The organism is Flavobacterium sp. xlx-214 (assembly GCF_013874595.1).
Lineage (GTDB): Bacteria > Bacteroidota > Bacteroidia > Flavobacteriales > Flavobacteriaceae > Flavobacterium.
The window spans coordinates 272333-288048 of the sequence record NZ_CP059431.1 but is presented as its reverse complement, the minus strand read 5'-3'; the positions used below and the strand labels follow the sequence as shown (position 1 = coordinate 288048).

Below are 15716 nucleotides of genomic sequence, written 5' to 3'. Positions count from 1 at the left end.
CATGAAAATAGAGCAAATTTATACAGGATGTTTAGCGCAAGGTGCTTATTATATAGAAAGTAATGGTGAAGCTGTAATTATTGATCCGCTACGTGAAACTCAACCTTATTTAGAGCGTTTATCAAAAGATAACGTTCAATTAAAATACATTTTAGAAACGCATTTTCATGCCGATTTTGTGAGCGGACATATAGACTTAAGCGCTAAGACCAATGCACCCATTGTATACGGACCTACAGCAAAACCTGATTTTGAAGCCATTATTGCAACTGATAATCAGGTTTTAGAAATAGGGGCTATAAAGATAAAAGTGTTGCATACACCAGGACACACTTTAGAAAGTACTTGTTATTTATTGTTAGATGAAAATGATAAAGAAACAGCATTGTTTAGCGGCGATACCTTGTTTTTGGGAGATGTTGGTAGACCAGATTTGGCTCAAAAGGCTGCTAGTATGACACAAGAAGAATTGGCAGGTATGCTGTATGATAGTTTGTACAACAAAATACTTCCTTTAGCAGATAATGTAACGGTTTATCCAGCTCATGGTGCAGGTTCTGCTTGTGGTAAAAACATGATGAAAGAAACAATTGATTCTCTAGGCAATCAAAAGAAAATAAACTATGCTTTAAATCAACCAAACAAAGAAACTTTTATAGAAGCAGTTACTGATGGTTTATTACCTCCGCCAGCCTATTTTGGAATGAATGTGGCTATGAACAAAAACGGATACACAAGTTTTGATAAAGTACTGTCACAAGGAATGACAACCTTATCGGTTTCCGATTTTGAAACGATTGCAAAGCAAACAGGTGCTTTAATTTTAGATACTCGCTCTAACATTGATTTTGCAAAAGGATTTATTCCACAAGCAATAAATATTGGGCTAAGTGGCGATTTTGCGCCTTGGGTAGGCGCTATGATTGTAGATGTGCAACAACCAATCTTATTGATTACAAATCAAGGTTTTGAGGAGGAAGCAGTTACAAGAATGAGTCGTGTTGGGTTTGATAACGTTATAGGGCATTTACAAGGTGGTTTTGAAACGTGGCTGCAGGCACGTAAGGAAATAGATACTGTTAATAGCATTACTGCAGAACAATTTTCACAAGAAATAGAAGGCAAAGAAGTTGTGGTGGTTGATGTACGAAAAGAATCAGAATATGCAGCTGAACATGTAGAACATGCTTATAGCAAACCATTAGCTTATCTTAACGATTGGATTAAAGATGTAAATCCAAACCAACCTTTTTATTTACACTGTGCAGGTGGATACCGAAGCATGATTGCAGCAAGTATTTTGCAAGCACGTGGCTATCGTAATTTTAAAGAAGTAGCAGGTGGTTTTTCTGCCATTTCACTAACCAATATTCCTAAAACCGATTTTGTATGTCAAAGCAAAGTATTAAAATAGTATTAACCTTTATAGCCCTTTTTATCATGTTCGGATTAATAAAAAATATGTTTTTAGATAACAGTAATAATCAAGAATTAAGAACCGTAATTCAAAACAAAGCATTTTTGGTAGATGTACGTACACCTTCAGAATTTGCATCAGGTCATGTGGAAGGATCGGTTAATATCCCTTTAGATCAAGTGTTAAATCAATTGCAAATGTTTCAAAACCATGAAAATATTGTTGTATTTTGCAAAAGCGGAAATCGTAGCGGACAAGCTTTTCAAATGTTAAAAGCCAATGGTTTTAATAACGTAACCAATGGCGGAACATGGCAACAAGTAAAAAAAGTACAAACCGATTTAAAAAGCAAGTAAATGAAGAATTGGATGTATCAATGGAATGCTATGCGATTGATTCGATTAGCAATGGGGGTTTTCATCATATTTCAAGGAATTGAATCCAACCAATGGCTGTTTGTGCTTTTAGGAGGTGTTTTTAGCTTAATGCCCTTGCTCAATATAGGTTGTTGTAGCACAGCAGGTTGTGCTACCAATCGTTTCATTTCAAAGAAGAGCAACAGTAAAGAAACTACTTTTACCGAAATAAAATAATAAATAAAACAACAAATCATGACATTTGAAGAAATAATACAGCAAGACAAACCCGTTTTAGTAGATTTTTTTGCTACTTGGTGCGGACCTTGTAAAATGCAAGCGCCAATTTTAGATGAGGTTAAAAAAACAATGGGAGACCAAGTTTCTATTATTAAAATTGATGTTGATCAAAACCAACATGTAGCTGCACAATACCAAATACGCAGTGTACCAACCATCATTATTTTTAAAAATGGTGCTATTAAATGGCGTCAATCAGGTGTTTTTCAGGCAACTGAGTTAGAACGACTTTTAAAAGAAAATATATAACCTACAGAGCACTGTTTTTACAAGCGGTGCTTTTAAATTTGTAATGATTAAAGTAAAATAATTCATGAACCATATAAAATCAAAATTAATTGTAACCGCTTCATTTGCAGTTTTTTCGCATACAACGCAAGCTCAAAGTATGCTATTTGAGCGTATTTATGATGAAACCTTAGCGCAAGCAAGTTACATTATAGCCAATGAAAATAAAGAAGCAATTGTAATTGATCCTAAACGTGATATTGACACTTATTTAAAGTTTGCTGCTGACAATAAGTTGACCATTAAATATGTAACCGAAACCCATATTCATGCCGATTTTTTAAGTGGATCAAGAGAGTTAGCAAAGGCAACCAATGCTACTTTATTATTGTCTGATGAAGGAGGGAATGATTGGCAGTATCAATTTCCGCATGAAGGATTAAAAAACAATCAGCAAATAGCATTAGGAAACGTGCAGTTAAAAGTAATGCATACCCCTGGGCACACGCCTGAAAGTATTACTTTTTTGGTGCAAGATACCCAAAATCCTAAAACAGCAGCTAAAGCCATTACAGGCGATTTTATTTTTGTGGGCGATGTAGGCAGACCCGATTTATTAGAGAAAGCAGCTGGTGTTAGTGGTTCACAGTTTACCGGTGCGCATCAATTGTTTGAATCGTTAAACCAATTCTCTAAACTACCAAAAAACACCGAAATATGGCCTGGGCATGGTGCGGGTTCTTTTTGTGGAAAAAGTTTAAGCAATATTCCGCAATCTACCCTAGAACAAGAAATGCAAAGTAATAAAGCGTTTCAGTTGTTGCATGATAAAGATGCGTTTACCACTTTTATTTTAGATGGGCAATCAGAACCGCCTAAGTATTTTGCTGTAATGAAGCAATGGAACAAGCAGTTGCGCCCGTTAACAATTGAAGTGCCTAAAATTGCCAAATTAACAGGAGCCGATGTTGTTAAAGCTCAAAATAAGCAAGTTTTAATTATTGATACCCGCCCAAAAGACGAAGTTGCCAAAGGGTTCATTCCGGGTAGTTTGCATATTGAAGGAGGAAAATCATTTGCAACTTTTGCAGGTTCTTTGATTGATTATAACAACCAAATTATACTAATTGCCGCCGATAAAAATGTAGAAGATCTTACCAGAAAATTAATGCGCATTGGGTTGGATAATATCTATGGATATATATCAGATATTACTTTTTTTAATGATTTAAAAACTGCGAATATCATCTCAGCCGATGAAGTACAACAGCAAATGAAAAACGCTACAGTACAGTTAATTGATGTGAGAACTGTGAGCGAATATGAAAGCGGACACATTAAAGGGTTTCAAAATATACCCTTGAACAGTTTAGAAAAAAGAGCTTCAGAAATCAATAAAAATGCACCTGTACTTATACATTGTCAAAGCGGTGTGCGTGCGGCTATGGCATATTCAGTATTAGAAAAATTAGGCTTTAAAAATATTCTGAATTACAGTGGTGGTATTAACGATTGGAAAGCCCAAAAATTACCATTAACACCCTAAGAGAAGATAAAATAATTAAATTTTGAAAACCGATTGCTTGTTGCACCGGTTTTTTTTTTTGAATTCATAGTAAAGTTTTTTCATCGGTTATTTACTTTTTCTTCCGAAGAATTACACAAATTAAATTATTTGTAAAATGCAATGCTTTTAAAAGCTCTTTTTTGAGTTGTAGAATTTACGATTGTTGTTTTGAGAATATCGCGTTTTTTTATAATATTTATTAGGAAAAATATATTTCTAAATTAGAAAGTGTAATTTAGATTTTTATTCTATAAAACAGGTTTTTAGTGGTGTTTTTATGATGATACCGAAAGTGGATAATCAAAAAAAAGTTTTTTTTACTTGTTTATTAAAAATATTATTAGATAACTTTGCAGCATCACAATTCACAAAATGACATTTAACTATTCACATATCGTTTTCAACAAGTACAGCCGCTTAGCTGTATTGCGACGCTGTGTGCAAACTACTCCCATGTCATTTTCTCCCATTAGGGCCAGGGCTTAATCGCTTTTTGGCACTTCTTTTAGAGAAATAGGACCTTTTTGTGTCCGTTTATTACCCTTTCGTTTACTATTAATTTTATTCATAAAGATTGTATGCTTCATCGCATTCAGTTGAATATGAAGTAATTCATCTCCAAAATGAATTCATCTTCCGATTTTATCATCATTCCTGCAAATGAATCGCATGTGGAATATGCAGAACAGATCTGCAACGAAATGTTTGAATCTGCCAAGGCTCGCGGCACGGGAATCGCCCGTCGCAAACCCGAATATGTCGCAAACAAAATGATTGAGGGCAAGTCAGTTATCGCTTTGCACAAGGATGGAACCTGGGCGGGCTTCTGCTATATCGAAACCTGGAGTCACGGAAACTATGTGGCCAATTCCGGACTGATCGTCAACCCTGAATTTAGAAAATTCGGCTTGGCAAAAGCCATCAAGCACCGCATTTTCAAGCTTTCTCGCGAGAAATATCCCACCGCAAAGGTTTTTGGATTGACCACCGGCTTGGCGGTTATGAAAATCAACTCCGATTTGGGCTATGAACCGGTGCCTTATTCCGAATTAACGCAAGATGAGGAGTTCTGGAAAGGCTGTACGTCTTGTGTCAACTTCGAAATCCTTCAAAGTAAAGACCGTAAGAACTGTTTGTGTACCGCTATGCTTTGGGATCCGGCTGAAAAGGAAAAGGAACTGAGGCGAAAGATAGAAGAACGGGCAAAAGCAAAAGAACGGTTGAAGACTATGCAAAAGAAAGCGTCGTTATTGAAGCGATTGGTCTGGAAACTGAGAGGAAACAAAGGTTTTTCATTTTTTATTTAAGCATTATAAATACAATACCATGAGTAAAAAGAAAGTTGTTTTGGCATTTAGCGGAGGTTTGGATACTTCGTTTTGCTGCATCTATTTAGCGAAAGATTTAAATCTTGAAGTTCATTCTGTGGTGGTCAACACCGGAGGTTTCAACGAAGCTGAATTAAAACAAATTGAGGAAAGAGCATTGAGTTTGGGCGTTGCTTCGCACAATGTGATTGATGAAACTACAAATTATTACAACGATAGCATCAAGTTTTTGATTTTTGGAAATGTTTTGAAGAATGCAACATACCCGCTTTCGGTAAGTGCAGAGCGTGTGTGCCAAGCTACAGCGATTGCGAACTATGCAAAGGCAATTGGGGCAGAATGTGTAGCACATGGATCGACTGGAGCAGGAAACGATCAGGTTCGTTTTGATATGATCTTCGATATTTTAGTGCCTAATGTTGAAGTTATTACACCCATTCGCGATTTAAAACTATCTCGTGAAGCTGAAATGGAATATTTGGCGCATCATGGAATAGAAATCAATGCCGAAAAGGCAAAGTATTCGATTAATAAAGGACTTTGGGGTACTTCAGTAGGAGGAAAGGAAACCTTAACTTCTCATCAATATCTTCCAGAAGAATCGTGGCCTACTCCCATCACAAAATCGGGCACGGAACAAATAACAATCGACTTTCTAAAGGGTGAACCTGTGGCTTTAAACGGAGAAACGATGCCTTCAGTTCAAGTAATTCAGAAATTGCAAGACCTTGCACAGCCGTACGGCATTGGTCGCGATATTCACGTAGGCGACACCATTATTGGCATTAAAGGGCGTGTGGGTTTTGAAGCCGCTGGGCCTATTATTATTGTAAAAGCGCACCATACCTTAGAAAAGCATGTGCTTACCAAATGGCAATTGTCGTGGAAGGATCAATTGGGGGCATTTTATGGCAATTTCTTGCATGAAGGGCAATTTCACGATCCTGTAATGCGCGATATCGAAGCCTTTTTGCAAGCTTCTCAAGCTACCGTAAATGGAAAAGTAATTGTTCAATTGCAACCCAATTATTTCACGGTTTTGGGTATTGAATCTGAGAACGATTTAATGTCGAGCCAGTTTGGAACTTATGGCGAAATGAACAATTCTTGGACGGGTGACGATGTAAAAGGATTCTCTAAAATCTTTGGAAATCAGGTTTCCATCTGGCACAAAGTAAATAATAAATAATAAAGAGCTATGAAGAAGATAAAAGTAGGTATTATAGGTGGTGCGGGCTACACAGGGGGCGAATTGCTGCGTATTTTGGTCAACCATCCGCATGTTCAGATTGAGTTTGTGCATAGTAATAGTAATGCCGGCAATCCTTTGCATCACGTACATACCGATTTGCTTGGCGAAACCGATTTATTGTTCACCCATCAGCTTTCACAAGCGATCGATGTGTTGTTTTTATGTGTGGGGCATGGCGATGCAAAACAATTTTTGGATAAAAACACCTTTCAAGAAGGCATTAAGATCCTCGATCTGAGTCAAGACCATCGATTGGCAGCTGCTCAAAACCAATTTGTGTATGGTTTAGCTGAAATGAATCGCGATCAAATCAAGCAAGCGCAGTACATTGCCAATCCCGGCTGTTTTGCCACCGCCATTCAGTTGGCTTTGGTGCCTTTGGCGGCTGCAAATAAGCTGAACAGCGATATTCACATCACCGCCATCACAGGTTCTACGGGGGCTGGGCAAGGTTTGAGCGCTTCGTCGCATTTTAGTTGGAGAAACAACAACATTTCGGTTTACAAAGCCTTTTCGCATCAGCATTTAAACGAGATTGGAGAGAGTTTGGTCGCATTACAACCTCATTTCAATCAAGAAATTAACTTCATTCCCCAACGTGGCGATTTCTCGCGAGGCATTTTTGCTTCCATCTATATGAAATCGGACATCACCGAGGAAGAAGCGGTTCACATCTATCAAGAATATTACAAAAATCATCCGTTTACCTTTGTTTCCGAAGCAAATATTGATCTGAAGCAGGTCGTAAATACAAATAAGTGTTTGTTGTATGTGAAAAAGCACGGCAACAAGCTGGCTGTTTTCTCTGTTATCGACAATTTGTTGAAAGGTGCAAGCGGTCAAGCCGTGCAAAATATGAATTTAATGTTTGGTTTAGATGAATCCGCGGGCTTAAAACTAAAAGCGGTTGTATTTTAATACTTAGATTTTAGTATTGAGAAATTAGAATTTAGATTACTTGTCATTCTGAGCTTGACTCAGAATCTCATAAACAATTATGCGATGCTGAACTAAATTTACTTCGTAAAGACGTAAGCTCTAGTCAGTATGATAAAGTATCTAAATAAAAATTGAGATTCTTCACTTCGCTATCGCTTCGTTCTGAATGACAAGTGAATTACTATCTAAGTAAAATCAAGATAAAAGTACAAAGTATTAAGAGGTTTATCAGTTCATGTGATTTTCGAAACTAAGTGTAGAAAATCGTATCGAGAACTTCCAATATTAAAAAATTTAAAAGAGTAAAGAAATGAAACTATTTGATGTATATCCAATCAACGCCATCGAAATTCAAAAAGGTCAAGGATCTTATGTTTTTGATGCGCACGGAACAAAATATTTAGATTTATACGGCGGCCATGCGGTTATTTCCATAGGGCACACGCATCCACATTATGTAAATCGGTTAACCAAACAGTTGCAAAGTTTGGGTTTTTACTCAAATTCCATCGAAATACCTCCTCAAAAGCAACTCGCAACCTTGTTGGGCGAGGTTTCAGGCAAACCAAATTACCAATTATTCTTGTGCAATTCGGGTGCAGAGGCAAACGAGAACGCTTTAAAGTTGGCATCGTTCTACAATCAACGAAAAAAGGTGATTGCATTTCAAAATGCCTTTCACGGACGCACCTCTTTGGCGGTTGCAGCTACCGACAATCCTAAAATTGTAGCACCTGTAAACGAAACTAATAACATTGTGTTCCTTCCTTTTAACGATGAGGTGGCTTTAGAACAAGCCTTTGCCACTTTTGGAAGCGAAATTTCATCGGTAATCATCGAAAGCATTCAAGGCGTAGGCGGTATTCAGGTCGCAACTCCATCTTTTTTGCAAAAGATACGTTCGTTAACCATTCAGTACAATGCCGTTTTCATTGCCGATGAGGTGCAGTGCGGTTACGGTCGATCGGGATTGTTTTTTGCACAAGATCATTCGGGTATTGAAGCCGATGTGTACACCATGGCAAAAGGAATGGGCAACGGATTCCCTGTCGGGGGGCTTGCCATTGCCGATAAGTTTGTGCCTTGGCACGGCGAGTTGGGAACTACCTTTGGCGGAAACCATTTGGCGTGTGCTGCGGCATTATCGGTTCTAGAAGTGATTCAAAAGGATGATTTAATGAGCAACGCATTAGAAATTGGAAACTACTTGATGCACGAATTGAAAGGTTTTGATAAAATCAAAGAAGTGCGAGGCAAAGGATTGATGATTGGGATTGATTTACCCCTTGAAATGAAAGCAGTTAAAGACAAATTATTGTTCGAAGATCGCATTTTCACCGGCTATGCAGCCCCAAATGTAATTCGTTTGCTACCTGCATTAAATGTATCTAAAGTAGAAGCAGATATTTTTTTAGAAGCATTACAAAAGCAGTTGAATAAGTATTAGTTTTAGATAAAAGAAGAAAGAAAATAGAGAAAAGACTTTAAGTTCTTTCCATTTTAATAACAATTTGAACCCAAGATAAATGAAGAATTTTTTTTCGATAGATGATGTAGATAATTTATCACAAGTTGTGAAAGAAGCTTTAGATGAAAAAGCTTCCCCCAATAGCCGCGAAGCCTTAGGCAAACACAAAACCATGGGCTTGGTGTTTCTAAACCCCAGTTTACGTACGCGTTTAAGCACCCAAAAAGCGGCTATGAACTTAGGCATGCACGTCATGATTATGAATATGGATAAGGACGGTTGGGCATTAGAAACCCACGACGGCGTAGTAATGAACGGCAACACAGTAGAACACATTCGCGAAGCCGCAGCAGTGATGGGCGAGTATTGCGATATCTTGGGCTTGCGTTGTTTTCCTAATTTAAAGGATGCCAAAGAAGATTACAGCGAAGATTTCTTTACCAAGTTTATGAAATATTGCAACACGCCCGTGATAAGTTTGGAAAGTGCCACGCGCCATCCGTTGCAAAGCCTTACCGATTTAATTACGATTATAGAACACGGAAATTTTGCTTTTGATGAAGCAAAACAACAATACATTCCGCAAGGCAAAAAGCCCAAAGTAGTATTAACTTGGGCGCCACATATAAAAGCATTGCCACAAGCAGTTCCCAATTCGTTTGCCGAATGGATGTGCAAGGCACAAGAACAAAATTTGATCGATTTGGTGATAGCACAACCCAGTGGGTACGAATTACAAGAAGATTTTACACAAGGTGCTACAATAACAAACAATCAGGAAGAAGCTATAAAAGACGCCGATTTCATTTACGTTAAAAACTGGTCGAGTTACAAAGATTACGGTTGCATTTTACCTGTGTGTGATGATTGGATGCTTACATTAGATCGTTTAAAAAACAACGATGATGTCAAAATAATGCATTGTTTGCCCGTTCGCCGTGATTTGGAACTAGGATCGGATGTGTTAGATTCCGAAAAATCCTTAGTTGTTCAAGAAGCAAGCAATCGGGTATGGGCAGCGCAAGCAGTTATTAAGCGTATATTAGAGGAAGAATAGATAAGAGAAGAAAGAGAATAGAATCATCGTATATTTTTGTCGTTCTAAACTCGATTCAGCATCTCATAGGATTAAGTTCTACAAAATAATACTAGACAATACAAAAACAATGGAAAAACTAACACTTGTAAAAATTGGAGGAAACATATTAGACAATGAAAACGCGTTGGATACATTCCTAAAACTATTTCAGCAATTACCCGGTAAAAAAATATTAGTACACGGTGGTGGCAAAATAGCAACCGAGCTAAGTGAGAAAATAGGATTAGACCCTGAAATGGTGAAAGGGCGTAGAGTTACCGATGCCGCAATGTTGCAAGTAGTAACCATGGTTTATGCAGGTTTAACCAACAAAACGCTTATTGCTAAATTGCAAGGTTTGGGTGTAAACGCGTTGGGCTTAACAGGCGCCGACGGCAATGTTATAGTCGCTTCTAAACGACCTGTATTAGAAGTTGACTTTGGTTTTGTGGGTGATATCACCGAAGAAAACGTAAACACCGATTTTCTAATAAGTTTAATCAATCAAGACATCGTTCCTGTGTTTTCGGCTATTACACACGATGGGCAAGGACAATTGTTCAACACCAATGCCGATACTATTGCGTCAACACTTGCTATAGCTTTAGCGTCAATGTATCATGTTCGTTTGATTTATTGTTTTGAAAAGAAAGGCGTTTTAAAAGATATAAACAATGAACACTCGGTTATTTCTTTAATTAATGAAGCTAATTTTGAAGAACTAATAGCGCAGCAAATTATTGCCGATGGCATGATTCCAAAAATCACCAATTCCCTACAAGCAACTAAAAAAGGAGTTGAACAAGTAGTTATCAAAAATGCAAACGATTTATTAGACGATTCTGCAGGAACCATCATTACAAAATAAAAATTATGGAAAAATTAATAGAAGGAAGTATTGCTTTGTTGATGGATTTAATTCGTACCCAATCGTTTAGTGAGGAAGAAGATCAAACAGCTAATATCATCAATACCTATTTACAAACTTATGGAGTGCAAACGCATCGCGATTTAAACAATGTTTGGGCTTTTAATAAATATTACGATCCTTCAAAACCAACCGTTTTATTAAACTCACACCACGATACTGTGCATCCTAACAAAGATTATGCACGTGATCCTTTTAATGCCGAAATTATTGATGGTAAATTATTTGGATTGGGAAGTAATGATGCTGGTGGATGTTTGGTTTCGTTAATTGCTACCTTTTTACATTATTACGACAAGCAGAATTTAAAATACAATTTTGTTATTGCTGCAACTGCTGAAGAAGAAATTTCGGGCTTGCATGGTTTAGAATGGGTAGTACCTAAATTAGGTAATTTAGAGTTTGCTATTGTGGGTGAACCTACCCAGATGCATTTAGCCATTGCTGAAAAAGGTTTGATGGTTTTAGAATGTAAAGCACCTGGGAGATCGGGGCATGCAGCACGCGAAGAAGGTGAAAATGCAATTTACAATGCAGTGAAAGATATCGTTTGGTTTCAATCGTATCAGTTTCCAAAAACATCTGAAATATTCGGACCAATAAAAATGTCGGTTACCATGATAAATGCTGGCACACAGCACAATGTAGTACCATCAAGTTGCGATTTTGTGGTAGATGTTCGTATCACAGATGCTTATACAAATGATGAGGTTTTAGATATTATTCATCAAAATACTATAAGCGATATTCATCCGCGTTCAACTCGGTTAAAACCTTCAAGTATCGATATCAATCACCCAATTGTTAAGGCTGGTTTGGCATTAGGAAGAACAACTTATGGATCTCCAACCACAAGCGATCAAGCACTATTATCTATTCCTTCATTAAAATTAGGACCAGGAGATTCGGCTCGTTCGCACACTGCTGATGAATTTATTTATGTAAGTGAAATTGAGGAAGGAGTGCCTTTATATATTAAAATGTTAGACCAAATTGTACTATGAAATTGTGGCAAAAAAATACGGAAGTAAATAAAACCGTCGAAAAGTTTACTGTTGGTAACGACAGAGAAATGGATTTTTACTTAGCAAAATTTGATGTGTTGGGTTCGTTAGCACATACACAAATGCTTGAATCCATCGGCTTATTATCTTCAGAAGATTTAGTATCGATACAAAAAGAATTAAAAAACATCTATAAAGAAATTGAAGCAGGTGATTTTGCTATAGAAGATCATGCCGAAGATGTACATTCACAAATCGAATTCATGTTAACCGAACGTATTGGCGAAGCAGGAAAGAAAATTCACAGCGGACGCTCTCGAAACGATCAAGTTTTGGTTGATTTAAAATTGTTTTTTCGTTCCGAAATCGAAAAAATGGTGATTCATGTTAAAGAGTTGTTTGATACTTTGATTGCGTTAAGCGAAAAACATAAAAACGTATTACTTCCTGGTTACACACACTTGCAAGTAGCCATGCCAAGTTCGTTTGGATTATGGTTTGGCGCATATGCAGAAAGTTTAATAGACGATTTAGAACTCATGTTAGCTGCTTGGAAAATCACCAACAAAAACCCATTAGGTTCGGCAGCAGGTTATGGATCATCGTTTCCATTAAACAGAACCATGACTACCAAATTGTTAGGTTTTGAGCAACTAAATTACAATGTGGTTTATGCACAAATGGGGCGTGGTAAAACCGAGCGTATTTTAGCACAAGCTATGAGCAGTATTGCGGCTACCATGGCTAAAATGGCAATGGATATTACCTTGTATATGAATCAAAACTTTGCGTTTGTAAAGTTCCCCGATCATTTAACCACGGGTTCCAGCATTATGCCGCATAAGAAAAACCCAGATGTGTTAGAATTGATTCGTTCTCGTTGTAATAAAATTCAAGCATTACCTAATGAAATTGCTTTAATGACAACAAATTTGCCATCGGGTTACTTTAGAGATTTACAATTGCTAAAAGAAAACTTGTTTCCAGCATTTGAATCGTTGAATGATTGTATGGAATTATTCGTTTTGATGTTAGACAACATTCAAATAAACAAAGAAATTCTAAACGATACCAAATACGATTACCTGTTCAGCGTTGAGGTAGTGAATAACGAAGTGTTAAACGGAGTGCCGTTTCGTGAAGCCTATAAGAAAATTGGTTTAGATATTGAAAACGGAACCTACAAACCTTTAAAAGAAGTAAATCACACTCACGAAGGTAGCATTGGTAATTTAATGAACGCTGAAATTACACAAGCTTTTAATGAAGTTGTAACCCACTTTAATTTTAATAAAGTACATCAAGCCTTAAACGCTTTGGTTCAAGAATAAAAAAAGTCCGATGTTTTACATTGGACTTTTTGCTTATTAATAAAACAGATAAACAACTTGCTAGATTATTGTTTAAAATGATGCTTTCCTTAACATTTTATTCCCAATTTATGTGAAAAGGAATCAGTATCTTGCGTACCGTTTAACAATATGTAAAATGATTCAGACGCAAAACGTTACGTTTTCTTATTCAAATACGCAAAACTTTCAATTTCCTGATGTTAACTGTGCTAATGGCGAAACGTTATTAATTACAGGAAATTCAGGAACAGGAAAAACCACACTACTGCATTTGTTAGGTGGTTTGTTGCATCCAAGTGCGGGTACTATCACTATTAATCAGCAAAATATTCAGCAATTAAAAGCAACTCAGTTGGATGCTTTTAGAGGACAAAATATTGGCATGATTTTACAAAAATCATTTTTTATTGAAGCTTTAAGCGTTTTAGATAATGTAGTTTTGGCTTCTTGGATTGCACAAAAAAGCAAAGCAAAAGAAAAAGCACTCAATATATTAGAGAACTTAGGTTTAAAAGAGCATGTGCATAAGTTGCCGAGCCAATTAAGTATTGGTCAGCAGCAACGTGTAAACATTGCGCGCGCTTTAATAAACAATCCGTCGGTTATTTTGGCAGATGAACCAACGTCAAGTTTAGATGATGAAAATGCCTTAATTGTTGCCCAATTGTTATCTGATTTAGCTAAAGAGTACCAAACTTCATTGGTTATTGTAACACATGATCAACGTTTAAAAAAAGTGTTTAACCAGCAAATTACCTTAATATGATTACAAAAATAGCTTGGAAAAATACTTGGTTTAAACCATTAAACACCTTTTTAAGTATTGTGTTGTTAACAGCTTCGGTTGCTATAATATCGATATTAATTTTGTTGCAAAAACAGTTTGAAGAAAAATTTTCGGCATCAATAGATAATATCGATTTGGTTTTAGGAGCAAAGGGAAGTCCGTTACAGCTTATTCTATCATCGGTTTATCAAATGGATGCTCCTCCTGGAAATATTTCATATACCGAAGCTGAGGCTTGGATGAATAAACCAATGGTTGAAAGTGCTGTTCCTTTGGCTTATGGCGATAATTATTTAGGCTATAAAATTGTAGGTACTACCGATAATTACCTAAAACACTTCAATTTAAAAGTAGCACAAGGAACTGTGTTTACAAAAGATTTTGAAGTAGTAGTAGGTGCTGCAATTGCTAAAAACATCGATTTAAAAGTAGGTGCTACTTTTTATGGTACACATGGCGATGCGGAAGAAGGAGAGGTTCATGATCATCACGCTTATAAAGTAGTAGGTATTTTAGAACCTTCTGGTAAAGTAGCCGACCAATTAATTTTATCAACGATTGAATCAGTTTGGCATATGCACGATCATGAACACGAAGGACATGCTGAAGAAGCTCAAAATCATGCATCAGAAGAAACGCATCATCATGCTGAAGGAAAAGCACATCATGATCATGAAGAAGTGAAAAATCCTCACGAAGGAAAAGAAATTACAGCCGTATTATTAAAATTGCGCAACAATATGGCTAAAATGACGTGGCCACGCATCATACCTCAAAATACCGAAATGCAAGCAGCATCACCAGCCTTAGAGGTTAACCGTTTGTTTGCATTGTTTGGTGTAGGTATTACGGCTTTAAAATATTTGGCTTATGGTATTATGCTTATTTCGGGTATTAGTATCTTTGTAGCATTATACAATACATTAAAAGAACGTAAGTACGAGTTTGCTTTATTGCGTATAACAGGAGCTTCAAGATTTCAGTTGTTATGGCTGGTTTTATTAGAAAGTATTTTTTTATGTGTAATGGGCTTTATTCTTGGTATTGTTTTTGGAAGGGTAGGCTTGTATATGTTGTCTGTTTCTTCGCAAGAGGAATTCAAAATGGCTTTTAATCCGTTTGAGTTTTTATGGAAAGAAGAAGGTTTGTTGTTTGCTGCAACCTTAGCTGTTGGTATAATAGCAGCCCTTATTCCGGCTATAAAAGCGTATTCATTAAATATATCTAAAACATTAGCAAATGCTTAAAAAAATAGTAGTAGCCGCTTATGTAGGAACAGCTTGTTTTTTAATGAGTTTTGCTCCTAAGATTACATCTAATGATAGAACGCAGCATAATAAAATACAAGAGCAATCAATTGACATCACTTGGCAAGTTTTAGCAAATATGAATGCTAGTTTACAGGTTATGAGTAATTATGGAAACATAATTAAAGAAAATGTTCACGGTAAAAAAATAAAAGTCAGCGGATTTGTTATTCCTATTGATAGTAAATCATATGTTTTAAGTAAAAATGTTTACTCGCATTGTTTCTTTTGTAGTACAAGTGCTGGTGCTGAAACTATTTTAGGAATTCAATTTAAAAGTAAACCACCTCGTTTAAAAACAGATACTTATATTAGTTTAGAAGGAACTTTTTTTTACAATGATAAGAATTCCGATGATTGGAAATTTAGTATACTCAATGCTGTAATCACGCACAAAAAATAAAA

General features: G+C 36.5%; 16 protein-coding genes. All 16 read left to right on the top strand.

Translation table 11 applies throughout. The features are described 5' to 3' along the window. Nucleotide 1 precedes the first annotated feature (1 nt). The 16 genes from H1R17_RS01410 (at nt 2) to H1R17_RS01335 (ending at nt 15714) form a co-directional block, all read left to right on the top strand. Nucleotides 2–1414: a rhodanese-like domain-containing protein gene (locus H1R17_RS01410; protein ID WP_163431814.1), complete on the top strand. Its 1413-nt coding sequence runs from the start codon at nt 2–4 to the stop codon at nt 1412–1414. Next, nucleotides 1390–1773, top strand: coding sequence for a rhodanese-like domain-containing protein (locus tag H1R17_RS01405; protein ID WP_240453341.1), 384 nt, complete (start codon nt 1390–1392; stop codon nt 1771–1773). Before H1R17_RS01410 ends, H1R17_RS01405 begins: the two co-directional genes overlap by 25 nt. Continuing rightward, nucleotides 1774–2010 carry a hypothetical protein gene (locus H1R17_RS01400; protein WP_163431815.1) on the top strand — a complete coding sequence of 79 codons (237 nt, stop codon included), beginning with the start codon at nt 1774–1776 and terminating at the stop codon, nt 2008–2010. A gap of 18 nt (nt 2011–2028) precedes the next feature. After that, entirely contained in the window at nt 2029–2322 is a 294-nt protein-coding gene (gene trxA, locus H1R17_RS01395) for a thioredoxin (RefSeq protein ID WP_163431816.1), read from the top strand. Between the two features lie 64 nt (nt 2323–2386). Then, nucleotides 2387–3847 (top strand): rhodanese-like domain-containing protein, encoded by a 1461-nt coding sequence (locus tag H1R17_RS01390; protein ID WP_240453342.1) that lies wholly within the window; start codon nt 2387–2389, stop codon nt 3845–3847. Nucleotides 3848–4491: 644 nt separating this feature from the next. Continuing rightward, complete coding sequence (locus H1R17_RS01385; RefSeq protein WP_163431817.1) at nt 4492–5175, top strand: GNAT family N-acetyltransferase; 684 nt, start codon at nt 4492–4494, stop codon at nt 5173–5175. Nucleotides 5176–5194: 19 nt separating this feature from the next. Beyond that, on the top strand, nt 5195–6385 hold the full coding sequence (gene argG / locus H1R17_RS01380) for an argininosuccinate synthase (protein WP_163431818.1): 1191 nt from the start codon (nt 5195–5197) through the stop codon (nt 6383–6385). 9 nt (nt 6386–6394) lie between these two features. Beyond that, entirely contained in the window at nt 6395–7366 is a 972-nt protein-coding gene (gene argC / locus H1R17_RS01375; protein ID WP_163431819.1) for an N-acetyl-gamma-glutamyl-phosphate reductase, read from the top strand. Nucleotides 7367–7697: 331 nt separating this feature from the next. After that, nucleotides 7698–8834, top strand: a complete 1137-nt coding sequence (locus H1R17_RS01370) for an aspartate aminotransferase family protein (RefSeq protein ID WP_163431820.1) — start codon at nt 7698–7700, stop codon at nt 8832–8834. A 79-nt stretch (nt 8835–8913) separates the two neighbouring features. Further along, the gene (locus H1R17_RS01365; RefSeq protein WP_163431821.1) at nt 8914–9912 is read left to right on the top strand and encodes an acetylornithine carbamoyltransferase; all 999 of its coding nucleotides are present in this window, start codon (nt 8914–8916) and stop codon (nt 9910–9912) included. A 109-nt stretch (nt 9913–10021) separates the two neighbouring features. Next, complete coding sequence (argB, locus tag H1R17_RS01360; protein WP_163431822.1) at nt 10022–10801, top strand: acetylglutamate kinase; 780 nt, start codon at nt 10022–10024, stop codon at nt 10799–10801. Nucleotides 10802–10806: 5 nt separating this feature from the next. Continuing rightward, the gene (locus tag H1R17_RS01355) at nt 10807–11865 is read left to right on the top strand and encodes a M20 family metallo-hydrolase (RefSeq protein WP_220458673.1); all 1059 of its coding nucleotides are present in this window, start codon (nt 10807–10809) and stop codon (nt 11863–11865) included. After that, nucleotides 11862–13196 (top strand): argininosuccinate lyase, encoded by a 1335-nt coding sequence (argH, locus tag H1R17_RS01350; protein ID WP_163431823.1) that lies wholly within the window; start codon nt 11862–11864, stop codon nt 13194–13196. The genes H1R17_RS01355 and argH overlap by 4 nt, the downstream gene beginning before the upstream one ends. Nucleotides 13197–13353: 157 nt before the next feature. Continuing rightward, a complete protein-coding gene (locus tag H1R17_RS01345; RefSeq protein ID WP_163431824.1) occupies nt 13354–13983 on the top strand; it encodes an ABC transporter ATP-binding protein in 630 nt (209 codons plus the stop codon). Continuing rightward, nucleotides 13980–15251 carry an ABC transporter permease gene (locus H1R17_RS01340; RefSeq protein WP_163431825.1) on the top strand — a complete coding sequence of 424 codons (1272 nt, stop codon included), beginning with the start codon at nt 13980–13982 and terminating at the stop codon, nt 15249–15251. Before H1R17_RS01345 ends, H1R17_RS01340 begins: the two co-directional genes overlap by 4 nt. Continuing rightward, nucleotides 15244–15714 carry a hypothetical protein gene (locus H1R17_RS01335; RefSeq protein WP_163431826.1) on the top strand — a complete coding sequence of 157 codons (471 nt, stop codon included), beginning with the start codon at nt 15244–15246 and terminating at the stop codon, nt 15712–15714. Before H1R17_RS01340 ends, H1R17_RS01335 begins: the two co-directional genes overlap by 8 nt. Nucleotides 15715–15716 lie beyond the last annotated feature (2 nt).